At 65.1% G+C, this 14,791-nt stretch carries 15 protein-coding genes; 7 read left to right on the forward strand and 8 right to left on the reverse strand.

The features are described from left to right. Positions 1-206 precede the first annotated feature (206 nt). Complete coding sequence (locus J2R78_RS24425) at positions 207-863, reverse strand: DsbA family protein (protein WP_028338651.1); 657 nt, start codon at positions 861-863, stop codon at positions 207-209. Positions 864-985: 122 nt separating this feature from the next. Next, positions 986-1,465: a DUF721 domain-containing protein gene (locus J2R78_RS24430; protein ID WP_253607133.1), complete on the reverse strand. Its 480-nt coding sequence runs from the start codon at positions 1,463-1,465 to the stop codon at positions 986-988. Between the two features lie 141 nt (positions 1,466-1,606). Between J2R78_RS24430 and mutY the strand changes: the two genes are divergently transcribed. Together mutY and J2R78_RS24440 are read left to right on the forward strand one after the other, a co-directional pair. Further along, on the forward strand, positions 1,607-2,698 hold the full coding sequence (gene mutY / locus J2R78_RS24435; protein WP_253607134.1) for an A/G-specific adenine glycosylase: 1,092 nt from the start codon (positions 1,607-1,609) through the stop codon (positions 2,696-2,698). 147 nt (positions 2,699-2,845) lie between these two features. Continuing rightward, positions 2,846-3,265, forward strand: coding sequence for a PaaI family thioesterase (locus J2R78_RS24440; protein ID WP_076830297.1), 420 nt, complete (start codon positions 2,846-2,848; stop codon positions 3,263-3,265). A gap of 152 nt (positions 3,266-3,417) precedes the next feature. Here J2R78_RS24440 and J2R78_RS24445 read toward each other — a convergent pair whose 3' ends face one another. Then, positions 3,418-4,683, reverse strand: a complete 1,266-nt coding sequence (locus tag J2R78_RS24445; protein ID WP_253607135.1) for a flavin-dependent oxidoreductase — start codon at positions 4,681-4,683, stop codon at positions 3,418-3,420. Between the two features lie 170 nt (positions 4,684-4,853). Here J2R78_RS24445 and J2R78_RS24450 point away from each other — a divergent pair, with 170 nt between their 5' ends. Then, positions 4,854-5,471: a glutathione S-transferase family protein gene (locus tag J2R78_RS24450; RefSeq protein ID WP_253607136.1), complete on the forward strand. Its 618-nt coding sequence runs from the start codon at positions 4,854-4,856 to the stop codon at positions 5,469-5,471. A 165-nt stretch (positions 5,472-5,636) separates the two neighbouring features. On the opposite strand, the gene J2R78_RS24455 is transcribed toward J2R78_RS24450, so the two are convergent. Beyond that, positions 5,637-6,551 carry a LysR family transcriptional regulator gene (locus tag J2R78_RS24455; protein WP_253607137.1) on the reverse strand — a complete coding sequence of 305 codons (915 nt, stop codon included), beginning with the start codon at positions 6,549-6,551 and terminating at the stop codon, positions 5,637-5,639. A 151-nt stretch (positions 6,552-6,702) separates the two neighbouring features. Between J2R78_RS24455 and J2R78_RS24460 the strand changes: the two genes are divergently transcribed. Further along, complete coding sequence (locus tag J2R78_RS24460) at positions 6,703-7,125, forward strand: nuclear transport factor 2 family protein (protein ID WP_253607138.1); 423 nt, start codon at positions 6,703-6,705, stop codon at positions 7,123-7,125. Positions 7,126-7,203: 78 nt separating this feature from the next. On the opposite strand, the gene J2R78_RS24465 is transcribed toward J2R78_RS24460, so the two are convergent. Both J2R78_RS24465 and J2R78_RS24470 read right to left on the reverse strand, forming a co-directional pair. Next, the gene (locus tag J2R78_RS24465; RefSeq protein WP_253607139.1) at positions 7,204-7,890 is read right to left on the reverse strand and encodes a glutathione S-transferase family protein; all 687 of its coding nucleotides are present in this window, start codon (positions 7,888-7,890) and stop codon (positions 7,204-7,206) included. 136 nt (positions 7,891-8,026) lie between these two features. Then, complete coding sequence (locus J2R78_RS24470; protein ID WP_253607140.1) at positions 8,027-8,353, reverse strand: hypothetical protein; 327 nt, start codon at positions 8,351-8,353, stop codon at positions 8,027-8,029. A gap of 428 nt (positions 8,354-8,781) precedes the next feature. Between J2R78_RS24470 and J2R78_RS24475 the strand changes: the two genes are divergently transcribed. Continuing rightward, complete coding sequence (locus tag J2R78_RS24475) at positions 8,782-10,374, forward strand: EF-hand domain-containing protein (protein ID WP_253607141.1); 1,593 nt, start codon at positions 8,782-8,784, stop codon at positions 10,372-10,374. 52 nt (positions 10,375-10,426) lie between these two features. Here J2R78_RS24475 and J2R78_RS24480 read toward each other — a convergent pair whose 3' ends face one another. Continuing rightward, positions 10,427-11,560, reverse strand: a complete 1,134-nt coding sequence (locus J2R78_RS24480; RefSeq protein ID WP_057016998.1) for a site-specific DNA-methyltransferase — start codon at positions 11,558-11,560, stop codon at positions 10,427-10,429. Between the two features lie 381 nt (positions 11,561-11,941). Here J2R78_RS24480 and J2R78_RS24485 point away from each other — a divergent pair, with 381 nt between their 5' ends. Continuing rightward, the gene (locus J2R78_RS24485) at positions 11,942-12,880 is read left to right on the forward strand and encodes a neutral zinc metallopeptidase (RefSeq protein WP_028334795.1); all 939 of its coding nucleotides are present in this window, start codon (positions 11,942-11,944) and stop codon (positions 12,878-12,880) included. Between the two features lie 173 nt (positions 12,881-13,053). Further along, positions 13,054-13,617 (forward strand): molybdenum cofactor biosynthesis protein B, encoded by a 564-nt coding sequence (gene moaB / locus J2R78_RS24490; RefSeq protein WP_028342967.1) that lies wholly within the window; start codon positions 13,054-13,056, stop codon positions 13,615-13,617. Positions 13,618-13,816: 199 nt separating this feature from the next. On the opposite strand, the gene J2R78_RS24495 is transcribed toward moaB, so the two are convergent. Next, a complete protein-coding gene (locus J2R78_RS24495; RefSeq protein ID WP_253607142.1) occupies positions 13,817-14,758 on the reverse strand; it encodes a helix-turn-helix domain-containing GNAT family N-acetyltransferase in 942 nt (313 codons plus the stop codon). Between the last annotated feature and the right edge of the window lie 33 nt (positions 14,759-14,791).

The following is a 14,791-nucleotide window of genomic DNA, read 5'->3' on the forward strand; positions in this document are numbered from 1 at the left end:
TCAGGGCAACCGCTTGACCTAGCTTTTCCCAAGGGATTTGCAGGGTTTTAAGGCCTCTGCATGTCCTCGACGATTCGCATCACGCGAATCAAGTTTTCAACAACCAAATGATGCGACGGCCGCGTGCCGTGATCGCAAATAGTCCACAATTATCGTGCCTCGACTCGAAAGCGAGGCACAAAGGCATCAGGTTCGCGGGCTCCCGATCAGCTCTTCAGCAGCGGATCGATGTGCTTGCTGAATTCCTCGAACGAGGTCTCGCCCTTCAGCATCTCGCCGTTGACGAAGAAGGTCGGCGTCGAGTTCACCTTCAGCACCTCGTTGGCGTATTTCTGGTCGGCCGCGATCTTGTCGAGCAGCTTCTGATCCTTCAGGCAGTCCTCGACCTGCTGCTGGGTGAGGCCGGCCTGCTTGCCGATTCGGGTCAGTGTCTCGGTGGTGTTCTTCACCACCCAGTCGTTCTGCTGGCGGAACAACAGGTCGATCACGGCAAAATACTTCGGCGCGTCGTCCTTGGCGATACAGCGCGCCAGCATCGAGCCGGCGGCGGCCTTGATGTCGAGCGGGAATTCGCGGAACACGTAGCGGACCTTGCCGGGGTCGATGTAGGTCGACTTGATCTTCGGGAACACGGTCTCGTTGAAATTGGCGCAGTGCGGGCAGGTCATCGAGGCGTATTCGACGATCGTCACCTTGGCGTCCTGCGGGCCGAGCCCCATGTCCGGCAGCGACTGCGGCTTGGCGACCTCGGCGGCGGTCTGCGCGAACGCGTCGGTGATCAGGCGCAGCGGCGACAGGCCGGCGAGGGCGGCAAGCCCGGTCAGCGAGAGAGCGGTGGTGAAGGCGCGGCGCGTGATGATCAAGGTCAGCTCCCGGATTGGCGCATTCACGCCACAATGAAGGGGTCCCGAAAAAGAAGCCTTCGCTAGCTTGAAACGGCCATTGTGGCAATGCCGCGGTCTTGCGGCGGGCCTGCCGAAAAGCGTCAATTTCGCTTGATCGAGGCACCCAAACGGGCCAGCGCCGCGCGCAGATCGTCGTCCTCGACGGCCGCAAGGTTGGCCGCCTCCCGGGCCACGGTTTTGGCGTCCGGCGGGCGCGGCCGTGCCGGGCGGCTGCGGCGCGAGAGCGGCGCCTGCCGGATGGTCAGGCGGCCGACCGCGTGCCAGCCGAAGAAGCGGTTCACCCGCTCCAGGATGACGTCGGAGGAGTGCTGGATCTCCAGCGCCATCGGCCCTTCGACCCGCAGCACCAGCGTCGCCGGCTCCTGCGGCTGTCCCTCCACCGGCCGCGGCCACTGCATCTTCAGCGGCTCGCAATAGGCGGCAATTCGCTTGCCCGCGATCTCGGTCCAGCGCGTCACCAATTCGCGCGCGGCAAAGCCCTGCTTGGCATAGGCGTCGGTGAAGACGTCGCTGAGCAGGATCGACAGGGGCTTTGCGCTGATCGGGCCGGGTCTGGACATGGGAGGGTTATAGCAGTGGTGGTGATGTGGCTGAAACCGTGTTCATCATTGTGGCGGCGTTTTCCGTGCCGGGCGAAGAAAGACGTGGATGCCCGGGTCAAGCCCGGGATGACATGGCGAGATGTGGCTTAAGATGCGTTCATGAGTTCTCGCGCTGCCGCCAAAATCAAATCGACCGATCAGCAGGCCGACCGCCCGGCGCGTCTGCTCGCCTGGTATGACCGGCATCGCCGGACGCTGCCGTGGCGCGCGGTGGCGGGGGAGCGGGCCGATCCGTATCGCGTCTGGCTGTCGGAGATCATGCTGCAGCAGACCACGGTACGGGCGGTCGGGCCCTATTTCGAGAAATTCGTGTCGCGCTGGCCCGACGTGACCGCGCTTGGGCGTGCCTCGCTCGACGACGTCCTGAGGATGTGGGCCGGGCTCGGCTATTATTCGCGGGCGCGCAATTTGCACGCCTGCGCGGTCGCGGTGATGGGCGACCACGGCGGGGTGTTTCCGGACACCGAGGAAGGCCTGCGCGCGCTGCCCGGCATCGGGCCGTACACCGCGGCCGCGATCGCCGCCATCGCCTTCGACCGCCGCACCATGCCGGTGGACGGCAACATCGAGCGCGTGGTCAGTCGGCTCTACGCCATCGAGGAGGCGCTGCCGCAGGCCAAGCCGCTGATCAAGGAGATGGCGGCGACATTGCTCGGCCCGTCCCGCGCCGGCGACAGTGCTCAGGCGCTGATGGATTTGGGCGCGACGATCTGCACGCCGAAGAAGCCGGCCTGCGCATTGTGTCCGCTGAATGACGACTGCGCGGCGCGCACGCGCGGCGACCAGGAAACGTTCCCGCGCAAGGCACCGAAGAAGAGCGGCATCTTGCGCCGCGGCGCGGCCTTCGTGGTGACACGCGGCGGCGAGCTCCTGGTGCGCTCGCGCCCGGAAAAAGGCCTGCTCGGCAGCATGACCGAGGTGCCGGGGTCGCAATGGCTGGCCGGGCAGGAGGACGCGGCGGCACTGGCGCAGGCGCCGGACCTCAAGGGCGTCACGCGCTGGCACCGCAAGGCGGGCGTCGTCAGCCACGTGTTCACGCATTTTCCGCTCGAGCTCGTCGTCTACACCGCCAGCGTTCCGCCGCGGAGCCACGCGCCGGATGGCATGCGCTGGGTGCCGGTGGCGACACTGGACGGCGAGGCGCTTCCGAACGTGATGCGCAAGGTTGTCGCGCATGGGCTCGATCTCTGACGATGCGATGAATCACATCATCGACACATTTTTTTGAGCATGATCGTTTCGGAAAACCGGTTCTCAGTTTTCCGGATCATGCTCTGACCTGCTGACACCATGCTGGCAGCAGGGCTTCGCTATCACCTCCGGAAACCGGAGGCCGCCATGATCGCAACCGCACTCGACCGCATTCCGATGCCGCCCGTCGCAAAGCTACTGGGGTGGCGCGTGGTCGACGCCCGTCCGCAGGAGGGCTGGATCAGGATCGTGTTCGACGGCAAGCAGGAGTTTTGCAATCCGGCCGGCTTCATCCAGGGCGGCATGCTCTCGGCGATGCTCGACGACACGATGGGGCCGGCGGTGTTCGTGATGACCGAGGGGCGGCTCTTCACCACGACCATCACGATGACCGTGAATTTCCTGGCGCCGGCAAAGCCCGGACCGATCACCGGCGAGGCGACGGTGACGCAACTCGGTAAGACCATCGCCTTCGTCGAGGGCAAGCTGAGCGCCGCCGACGGCACACTGCTCGCGACCGCGAGCAGCAGCATCCGCCTGGTGGAGGCGGCGCGCGCGCTGCGGTGAAGCCGCGCCCGCATTGGCAAATCCGTCATGCTGAGGTGCGAGCGGAGCGAGCTTCGAAGCATGCACGGCCACCGGCCGGGGTCGTGCACCCTTCGAGACGCCGCTTCGCGGCTCCTCAGGTGACGGTGATAGATCGTGCGCCGCGCTACAGCTCAACCCGTCCGCTGCACGATCGGCGGCTTGGCGTTCAGTCCCTCGACCTGGAAACCGGCGACGCGCTTGTAGTTGGCGGCGATGTCTTCCAGCTCCTGCTGCGACAGCACGTCGGTGACGACCTTGAAGCCGTCAGGCGCGCGCTCCTCGACCAGCTGCATCACCTGCTCCGGGCCGTTGCGGCGGTTCAGCATCACGAGGTCCGTGGTCGCGGGCCGCCGCTCGGCCTCATAGGCCGCGAGCGCCGCCTGCGTCGGGCCATGCGCCAAAATCTCGCGCGTCAGCACGCGCGCATCCAGGATCGCCTGCGAGGCGCCGTTGGAGCCGATCGGATACATCGGATGCGCGGCGTCGCCCATCAGCGTGACGCGGCCGAAGGTCCATTGCGGGATCGGATCGCGATCGACCAGTGGATATTCGTAGGCATGCGGGCAGTTCCGGATCAGGCCGGGGACATCGAGCCAGTCGAAATTCCAGCTCTCGAACCAAGGCAGGAACTCGTCGAGCTTGGCGGTCCGGTTGTAGTCCTCGCGGCGCCATTGATAGGTCGGCGGCATGTGTCGCTCGGCGACCCAGTTGATGTCGAACTTGCCGTCGGGGCCAGCCTCCTTCGAGATCGGGTAGCAGACGAATTTCAGGATCTCGTGGCCGGCCATGATCATGGTGCGGCCGGTCAGGAAGGCATCGCCGCGGGTGATGCCGCGCCACAGGATGCGGCCGTTCCAGATTGGCGGCCCCTCCTGCGGATAGAGCTTCTCGCGCACCGCCGAATGGATGCCGTCGGCGGCGATCAGCACCACGCCGTCATAGCTGCCGGCGGGCTTGCCGGTGGCGCGATCGATGAAATCGGCGCGGACGCCGTCGGCGGTCTCGGTCCAGCCGGTGAGGTGATGGCTGGTGAGAATGTTCGCAGCCCCCAGCCGTTCGGTCGCGGCATCGAGCAGCAGCTGTTGCAGCCGGCCGCGATGGATCGAGAATTGTGGCCATTTATAGCCGGCCTCGAGCCCGCGCGGCTCGCTCCAGATCGGCTTGCCGTGCTTTGAGAAATAGGCGAGCTCGCGGGTGCGCACCGCAGAAGCGTCGAGCACATCGTGCAGGCCGAGCTCGATCAGTTCGCGCACCGCATGCGGCAGCACGTTGATGCCGACGCCGAGCGGCCGCAGCTCGGGCACGCTCTCGAAGACGCGGGCCGGCACGCCGATCTGGTGCAGGCTGAGCGCCAGCGTCAGCCCGCCAATTCCGCCACCTGCAATGAGCACAGTCATAAAAAATCCCCTCAATTGGCCATGGTCATCGCACGACGGCACCGCCGCGGGCAAGGTCTGCGGCGCGCGGGGTGGACGGCCAAGGGGGCTGCCGCTAACCTCCGCGCCGTCAGAACAAGAACCAGAGCCGCGTTCGCAACGAACCGACAAGGCTCGGAGAGGACAGCAACATGCTCAAGCTCTATTTTGCCCCCGGCACCTGCGCGCTCGCGTCCCACATCGCGCTGGCCGAGGCCGGCGCGCCCTACACGACCGAGAAGATCGACTTCAAGACCAACCAGCAGAACAGCCCGGAATACCTGAAGATCAATCCGAAGGGCCGCGTGCCCACTTTGGTGACCGATCGCGGCGTGCTGACCGAGACGCCGGCGATGCTGGCCTATATCGCGCAGAGCTTTCCGCAGGCGAAGCTCGCGCCCGACGACGTCTTCGAATTCGCCAGGCTGCAGGCCTTCAACTCCTATCTGTGCTCGACGGTGCATATCTGCCACGCCCACAAGATGCGCGGTCCGCGCTGGGCGACGCAGGAGACGTCGTTCGCCGACATGAAGGCGATGGTGCCGAAGACCATGGGCGCCTGCTTCAACCTGATCGAGCGCGACATGCTGAAGGGCCCGTGGGTGATGGGCGAGAACTACACCGTCGGCGATACCTATCTCTACACGCTGACCCTGTGGCTCGACGGCGACGGCGTCGACATCGCAACGCTGCCTAAGGTGAAGGCGCATCGCGCGGCGATGGAGGGCCGCCCGGCGGTGCAGAAGGTGCTGGCGGAGCAGAGGGCGTAAGGCCCAAAAATTCGGTGTCGTCCCGGGCAAGCGCAGCGCGACCCGGGACCCATAACCACCAACGATCGTTGTTACGCGACGCCGGGGCCGCAGCTCACTCTCACAACGCAACCCTGTCGTTATGGGTCCCGGCCTTCGCCGGGACGACGTGTGGAGAGAGCTGGGCTACACCTTCCCCGTCTCCAACTCGCGTCCGGTCTCCAGCATCAGCTTGCGCAGCCAGAGCGAGCCCGGATCCATCTGCGCCCGTGTCGGATAGAACATGTGCTGCTCGTCGATCCCTGGATCGAGCGGCGGCGTCACCGTCATCAGCGACAATTGCCTCGACAGCGCCGAGATCAGCCGGCGCGGCACGAACGCGACGAGGTCGGTGCGCGCGGTGACGTGCAGCGCCTCGATATAACCCGGCACCACCAGCGCGATCCGCCGCTCGATGCCCTTGGCGCGCAGCCAGGTGTCGATCAGGTCCTCGTTCTGGCCGCGGATGATCACGGCGACATGGCGGGCGGCGAGGAACGCCTCGCGCTTCTTGAGCTTCGCGCCGGCGAGGTGGCCGCGCCGCACCGCGAGTGCATCGCTGTCGGTGTAGAGCCGCTGGCGGTGAAAGCCCTTAAAGGAGTCGCCGATCGAGATCACGAGATCAATGGTGCGGGCGAATTCGGGCGTGAAGATCGCAGGTCCCCGCCACGGCACCACGTCGATGGTGACGTTCGGCGCGATCTGAGTCACCTTCTCCATCAGCGGCGGCATCAGGAGCTCGACCGCGAGGTCGGGCATCATCAGGCGAAAGTGCCGGTCGCTGCGCGCGGCGTCGAAATCGTCGGAGACGAACAGCGCGCGCACCTGGTCGAGCGCATGGGCCAGCGGCGAGCGCAACGCCTGCGCCCGCGGCGTCAGCTCCATCCGCGCGCCGGTGCGCACCAAAAGCGGATCGCCGATCAGGTCGCGCAGCCGCTGCAGCGCGTGGCTGGTCGCCGGTTGCGACAGATTGAGCCGCATCGCCGCGCGGCTGACATTGGCTTCGCGCAGCAGGGCGTCGAGCGCGACCAGCAGATTGAGGTCAAGCGAATTCAAATTCATCGAGTGAATATATATCATACTACCTATCGATTGGAAGAATGCGCGCAGGCGCCGCAGGATTGCGGGCAAGGCGTTTTTCACGAGAGCCGAAGACCGCATCGCGTGAGGAAACGCCTGAAATCAGGGTCTATCAATCGCAAGGAGACGCGCCATGAGCGCAGCCGACAACAAGAAACTGGTGCAGGAGATGTTCGTGATCGCAGGCAGTCCCGATCCTGCGGTGCGCGATAACTCGCTGTTCATGGCAACGCTTGCCGACGACGCGATCTGGACCGTGACCGGGCAATATTCCTGGTCGCGTACCTTCACCGGCAAGCAGTCGATCATCAACGATCTGCACGGCCATGTCCGCTCGAAACTGGTCGAGCGCGGCCGCACCGTCGCCCATCGCATCATCGCCGACGGCGACATCGTCGTGATCGAGGCCAAGGGCGACAACCTCACCAAGCAAGGTCAGCGCTACGACAACGACTATTGCCTGGTGTTCCGTTTCGACGGTGGTCGGATCAAGGAGGTGCGGGAATATTGCGACTCGGTCCTGACCGAGAAGGCGCTCGGCGCGTTTCCGGCGTAGCGGTCCGCCGCTAACGGACGGCACAAACGAAGACGGCGCCCATCCGGGCGCCGTCGTCTTGCCGTCGTGTGGATTGGCTTACGCCACCTTGGACTTGAGGTGGCCGAACATGATGTCGCGCGCCGCGTCGTCCATCTCGGCCTTGAAGGTGTGCTTGTCCTTCAGCGCGATCGCGCGCGCCGCCGCCGGCCGCGCCGAGATCTCGTCGACCAGCCGCTTGACGTTCGGATATTTGGCGTAGCCTTCCTCGCCGAGGATGAACGCCGCCATCCGCGCCCAGCCCCAGAACGCCATGTCGACGATCGTGTAGCTGTCGCCGACCATGTAGCGCTGTTTCGCCAGGTGATCGTCGAGGATCTTGTAATGGCGGTGCGCCTCGTACTGGTAGCGGTTGTTGGCGTAGTCGAGATCCTTCGGCGCGAAGTGCTTGAAGTGCACGGCCTGGCCGGAATAGGGGCCGAGGCCGGTCGCGATGAACATCAGCCAGGACAGCGTCGCGGCGCGATTGGCCGGCGTATTGGCGGGCAGGAACTTGCCGTGCTCCTCGGCGAGGTAGAGCAGGATCGCGTTCGAATCGAACACCAGCACGCCGTTATCGTCGATCGCCGGCACCTTGCCGTTCGGGTTGACCTTGAGGAATTCCGGCGCGAACTGCTCGCCCTTGCGGGTATCGACCGGAATCGCCTCGAACGGCAGGCCGGACTCTTCCAGGAACAGCGCGACCTTGTTCGGGTTCGGCGCACCATTGAAATAGAATTTGATCATGAAGGGACTCCCTTGGTTCTTGTAGCCGGCGAGATCGCGACGCGGCGGGGAAGGCCGCAGACGATCCCCTCATGCGCAAATTTCGCTGCGCTGCGCAAGCGGCGAGTTTGTGCATCAGGGTCGCGTGGCGCGCTGGTCAGCCGGCCCAGAAGAAGCCCAGGATACCCGCGACGACCAGCGCGATGCCCGCGACGTCCAGCGCGGCGGCGGAGCGGGTCGCAGCACGCAAATGGGAGACCTGCGTCGCGCGTTCCGATCCCCGCGCGTAGCCATGGACGATGATCTCTTCATTGAACTCGCCATGCGCCTCGAGGGCGAGCGTCAGCCCGACGCAGACGAGCAGGATGCCGAAGATGATCAGGCCGAAGAATCCCAGCAGGCCGATCAGCAGCATTGGAAACATGCCGAGCAGGAAGACCGGCAGCAGCGGCACCAGCAGCAAGGTCTCGGATTGTCTTCGCATCGGCGACCAATCGAAACGGGCAAGTGACGGGACAGCGTAGGCCCGCTTCGCGAGTGCATCAAGGCGAAGGCATTCAGGCGAAGGCATTCAATACCCCGTCATTCGGCGCACCGTGACAATCGGCCGCGAACCGCGACGAACGATACTTAACGTCGCCGCATGGACATCGGCGGAGGGTCGGATACCGCCTCAAGCCGACATTTACCGTTCCCGGATTCAACAAAAGGTAGCGGCTTGTGCGGTACGCACGCACGGCCTAATGCCTGAGGATCGGGAGAACGCGAATGCTCATGGTATCATCCCTCCGTCATGCCGGCCTGGCCGGTCTCGTCGTCGCCTGCGTCGGACAGCCCGCTCTCGCGCAAGCGCCAGTCGCGCCGGCCGGATCGCCGCCTTCCCCCGCAAAGGCTGCCGAGGAGCAGCTGCTATTGCGGCTACCTGCAGGGCAGTCCCTTGATCGCTACCTCGAGCAGCTTCGCGGCGAGTTCTTTAACCTCGATGCCGACGGCGACGGCAAGCTCACGCAGCGCGACGTGGAGTTGCACGCCGCCATGGAAGCAGTCCAGGTCAGGAGCGTCGCCTGGATGAGCGTGCTGCGCTACGATCTCGATGGCGACGGCTTCGTGACCGAGGACGAGGTTCGCAGAAGCGCAGCCTACGAGTCGCGTTGGGCGCGCGCCCAGTCGGTAATCGGCAAGTCCCCACTCGGCGGCAGCGCGGAGTCGACCGAGCGCATGGTCACGACAATCATGGCGCTCGATGTCAACAAGGACGGCAAGGTCAGCCTTGCCGAGGCAGCGAAGTTCAACGAGGCAAACCAGCGGGTCGCTTCCTTGAGCGGCTATGCGGCAAAGACCCGACTTGCATTGGCGCTCGAAACGGCGACGGCCGGCGAGCTGTCCCGTGCCGCCTACGAGGCCACGGGAGAGGCGCTGTTCCGTAAGGTCGATACCGACAGTGACGGCAAGGTCTCGCAACAGGAGCTCATGGAATTCAGGCGCACTCCCGCGCCTCCTTCGAGTGATCCGGATGTGGCGCAGAAGCGCCAGCACGAACAGGCCGAACTCGCCCGCAAGCGGCAGCGGGCGATCGACGCCGAACGTGCGGTCTGCGCGATGCCGGCCGTCTCCGAGAAGGCCCGGGTCGTGTTGCTCAGTGCGTATCAGACTGAGTCGCTGTCGAGCGTGACCATAGGCTCGCAGGATGCGGTAGTGCACGCCGGGCGGATCAATGTCGAGCCGGGTAGCGATCCGCTCTATGTGGTGATCGCAAGCTTCAGCCCGACCATCTGGCAATTCGGCGGCGCGGTAGAGCGGATCGAGCGCGTGGTCGTGACGAGTTTGAGCACCGGCGGCAAGAGGGGCGATCCGACGCAGGGGCCGCTAACCGGCGCGACAGGCGTCGCGCGCGACCGCGTCAGCTTTCTCGGCCGCGCCAACTGCCTGACCTACTTTCACGAGTTACCGTCGAGCGGCTCGCTGCAAGCCGTTGGCGCTGTCCGCGACGCGACGGGCAGGGCGCCTGATGTCGTCGCCGCCAAATATGCAGTCTCCACCTTCAACGTTCCCTCCGGCGGGATCGACACGCTCAAGGGGCAATCCGGCCAGGGCCTCGTAATCCGCAAGAGCGGAGGCACACTCAACATTGTGGGCAATCCCGGCAACGTGGTCATCGAGACAGGTCCGAGCCGTGCGCACGATGATCTGCAACGTTACTGGCCCGGCGGGGTGGTGGACATCGATCCCGCTTCCGTCGTCGCGAGTGGTCCCGTCACACCCTATGAGGTGCTCCCCGCGCAGGCCGGGCTGGTTCAGCTGCTCGCGAACGGCAGTGTCACCCAGAACGGCGCCGGCGAATTCGTTGTTCGCAAGAAGATCCGGTTCCCGTCCGGCCTCCACGGGGCCCATTCGGTCACCTTCCTGGTGGTGAAAGGCACGCCATATCCCGATGGCGATCCCGGACATTCCTGCGTGATGGTCGAGGATACCGGCGAGAAGAGCGCAGGCTGCCCGTCGCGCTGACACCGCGCGCCACGTTGGCGTGACGCATCAAGTAACTCGGCCGGCGGGCCGCTCAGCCCGCCGCCATCTCGGAGCGGATCTCGGCGCGCAGTTCGTCGATCAGCCGCAGGCCGCTCTTGGTCTCGACGTGCCAGAAGGTCCAGCCGTTGCAGGCGCCGGAGCCCTGCGCGACCGCGCCGATGCGGTGGATCGAGCCGACCTTGTCGCCGAGCATGATGGCGCCGTCGGCGCGCACCAGGGCGCCGTGGCGCTTCTTGGCGTCGACCAGCCTGGCGCCCGGCACGATCATGCCGCGTTCGATCAGTTCGGAGAACGCCACCCGCGGTGCCTCGCGCGCGGTCATGAACGGCGCCAGCGTTGCTTCCGGCAGCGGCTCGATCGCGGCGATGCGCGCCTCGGCGGCGGCGGCATAGGCCTTGTCGCGCTCGAAGCCGATATAGCTGCGGCCGAGGCGCTTGGCGACGGCGCCGGTGGTGCCGGTGCCGTTGAACGGGTCGATCACGAGATCGCCGGGCTTCGAGGACGACAGCAACACGCGGGCGAGCAGCTGCTCGGGCTTCTGCGTCGGATGCACCTTCTTGCCGTCGCCGTCCTTGAGGCGCTCCTCGCCGGTGCACAGCGGGATCAGCCAGTCGGAGCGTGCCTGCACGTCCTCATTGGACGCCTTCAGCGCTTCGTAATTGAAGGTGTAGCCCTTGGCCTTCTCGTCGCGCGCGGCCCAGATCATGGTCTCGTGCGCATTGGTGAAGCGGCGGCCGCGGAAGTTCGGCATCGGATTGGACTTGCGCCACACGATGTCGTTCAGGAGCCAGAAGCCGAGGTCCTGCATGATCGCGCCGACGCGGAAGATGTTGTGATAGGAGCCGATCACCCACAGCGTTGCCGACGGCTTCATCACGCGGCGGCAGGCCAGCAGCCAGGCGCGGGTGAAATCGTCATAGGCAGCGAACGACGAGAACTTGTCCCAGTCGTCGTTGACGGCATCGACATGCGACTCATCGGGGCGCTTGAGGTCGCCCTTGAGCTGCAGATTGTAGGGAGGATCCGCGAAGACCAGGTCGACCGAGCCGGCCTGAAGCTTCGACAATTCGGCCACGCAATCGCCAATGACGATGTGGCTCGATGGGGCACTCTCAAATTTAGTGCGGGGCGCCCTTGCAGACGCCCCGCGACGCGACACTACCATGACTCAAGAACTCTGACTCAGGCGACGCTGTCGGCGACGCGGGACTAAACAACCGACTGGCGTCACATTGACCCGGCAAAGTAAAAATCGACTTAATTGGAAATCTTCATGCAAAAGATTGCAGCATCTTTTGCGCGGCATGGCGCAGTGCCGTCGGCGTTGTGCTGCAACATCAGAGCATTCGGCGAAAAAATTGCGGATCATCAAACCGGCACGATTTGCGCGGTAGATTCGCCCTCATTCGCAGCCGTTTGCACCGCAAGGGATGCGCCTCTTCCGGACTAGGCAATTATTGCCGGGCAGGATATTGATTAACAGAATGGAAATTTTAAGTTGGAGTGTCCCGCGTTGGGTCGCCGACTGGAATGAAGGGAAACCACCATGCGCTATGATGATTTCCGCCGCAGCGACGACATCGAAGACCGTCGCGATGAAGGCGGGATGGGCGGAGGGGGCGGTGGCGGCTTCGGCATTCCGATGGGTGGTGGCGGCCTCGGCATCGGCACCATCATCGTCCTCGGCCTCCTCGGCTACGCCTTCGGCATCGACCCGCGCATCCTGATCGGCGGCGCCGAGATTCTCACCGGCGGCGGCCAGGCGCCGACCTACCAGACCGACCGGCAGTCGTCGGGCGGGCAGGCCAAGCGCGGCGCGCCGACCGACGAGATGGGCAGCATGATCGCCGGCATCCTGGGCGAGATCGACGATCGCTGGAGCGAGATCTTCAAGGCCAGCGGGCAGACCTACACCGGTCCGAAGATCGTGCTGTTCCGCAATGCCACCAATGGCGGCCGCTGCGGCATGGCGCAGTCGGCGATGGGACCGTTCTACTGTCCGCCGGACAAGACCATCTTCCTCGACACCGGCTTCTTCCGCGAGGTCGAGACGCGCTTCCGCGGCTGCTCTGGCAACGCCTGCAAGTTCACCGCGGCCTATATCATCGCGCATGAGGCTGGCCATCACATCCAGAACCTGCTCGGCATCATTCCGCGCGTGAACCGGCTGCAGCAGCAGGCCGGCAGCAAGGCCGAGGCCAACGCGCTGCAGGTCAAGGTCGAGTTGCAGGCCGATTGCCTTTCCGGCGTCTGGGTCAACCGCGAGGAGAAGAAGCGGCCGGGCTTCCTCGAGGCCGGCGACATCGATGCCGCGCTGACCACCGCGAACGCGATCGGCGACGACACGCTGCAGCGGCAGGCGACGGGCAGGGTGGTGCCTGATTCATTCACCCACGGCTCCGCGGCGCAGCGCAAGGAGTGGTTCATGAGGGGCTACCAGCAGGGCACAGTGCAGGCCTGCAACACGTTCGGCGGTAGCTTGTAGCCGTGTGCCGGTAGCGTCATCCCCGGATGAGCGCGAATGCGCTCACTCGGGATATGTTCGCCTCTTGGCGGGCCTCGAAGGATTGCGGAGCCCGTGGCCCATCCTTCGAGGCTCGCTCACCGGTGCAAGTGCACCGTAAGGCGAGCACGTCAGCGGGATGGAAAGAGGTGTAAATGTCCTCACTCGACGAATCCAAATCGTTCATCCCGCTCAACATTGCGGTGCTGACGATTTCCGACACCCGCTCGCTGGCGGATGACAAGTCGGGCACCACGCTCGCCGATCGTCTCACCGCGGCCGGCCACAAGCTCGCGGCGCGCGAGATCGTCACCGACGATGTCGAGGCGATCAGAGCCGTGATCCGGCGCTGGATCGCCGATCCTGCCGTCGATGCCGTCATCACCACCGGCGGCACCGGCTTCACCGGCCGCGACGTGACGCCAGAGGCGGTCGAGCCGTTGTTCGAGAAGCGGATGGACGGCTTTTCGATCGCCTTCCACATGCTGAGCCACGCCAAGATCGGGGCGTCGACGATCCAGAGCCGCGCCACCGCCGGCGTTGCGGGCGCGACCTTCATCTTCTGCCTGCCGGGCTCGCCCGGCGCCTGCCGCGATGGCTGGGACGGCATTTTGGCCGCGCAGCTCGACTACCGCACGCGCCCCTGCAATTTCGTCGAGATCATGCCGCGGCTGGATGAACATCTGCGCCGGCCAAAGGCGAAAGGCGCGAGCGCTTAGCCGCTGCTTTTTTGTCATCCCGACGCGCAATTGCGCATCTGAGGGCGTGTGAACCACGAACCCGAATCTCAAGGGTGAGCTTCCGTGGCCCGGATGGAGCGAAGCGAAATCCGGGCAGTCTCTTCCGCGGCAGCACCGCTCCCGGATTGCGCTTCGCTCTATCCGGGCTACGCAGTCCAGACGTCTCGGCGCTGCGGCTTCACAACTCCAGCTCCCAGGTCTCGCCGACCAGGTCGACGCCAAAACTGTGATGCTTCTCTTCCTTGACCCGCTGGAAGCCGGCGCGGGCGTAGATGCCGCGCGCGGCGACCAGGATGCTCTGGGTCCAGAGCGTCATCTTCTTGTAGCCCTTCTCGCGCGCGGCGCGGATGCATTGCTCGACCAAGGCGCGGCCGACGCCGAGCCCGCGCGCCTTTTCTTCCACAAGCAGCAGGCGCAGCTTGGCGACCCCGTCGCCGCCGTCGACCAGGAAGACCGAGCCGACCGGCTCGCCGTCGACCTCCGCGATCCAGCAATGCTCGCGGGCCGGATCGAACGATCGCAAAAACTGCGCGCAGATATCGGCCACCAACGCCTCGTAGCTGATGTCCCAGCCATATTCCTCCGCGTAGGCTTGTCCTTGCCGCGAGACGATCCAGCCCATGTCGCCGACGCGATGGCTGCGCAGCAGGAAGCCGACCGGTTTCTCGGCCGGCGGCTCCAGCGATTGCTCGATCGTGCCCATGGCGCGCACCACCGCGGCGCGACGGTCGCTGTCCATCTGCTTCAATAGTGCCCCGACCTCGCTACGCGAGCGGCGGTCGAGATCGGCGGCTGCGGTACGGCCCTTGGCGGTGAGGGCCACCTCGTTGACGCGTTTGTCGGCCTTCGATGGCTTCCGCGTCACGATCTGGCGGCGCTGCAGCGCCGCCAGCGTGCGGCTGACGAAGCCGGCATCGAGGTCGAGATCGCGCACCAGGTCGGTTGCGGTGCAATTTTCGCGGTGCGCGAGCTCGTAGATGATCCGCGCTTCCTGCAGCGTGAATGTCGAGTGCAGCAGCTTCGGCTCGATGATGCCGAGCTTGCGGGTATAGAACCGGCTGAACCCGCGGACCGCGGCGACCTGGTTCTCGAGCGTGGTGTCATAGGAATTTGATTTCATCAAATATATTATTTGACGGAATCAAATAATCCG

The sequence above is a fragment of the Bradyrhizobium sp. USDA 4538 genome, assembly GCF_024171045.1.
Lineage (GTDB): Bacteria > Pseudomonadota > Alphaproteobacteria > Rhizobiales > Xanthobacteraceae > Bradyrhizobium > Bradyrhizobium australafricanum.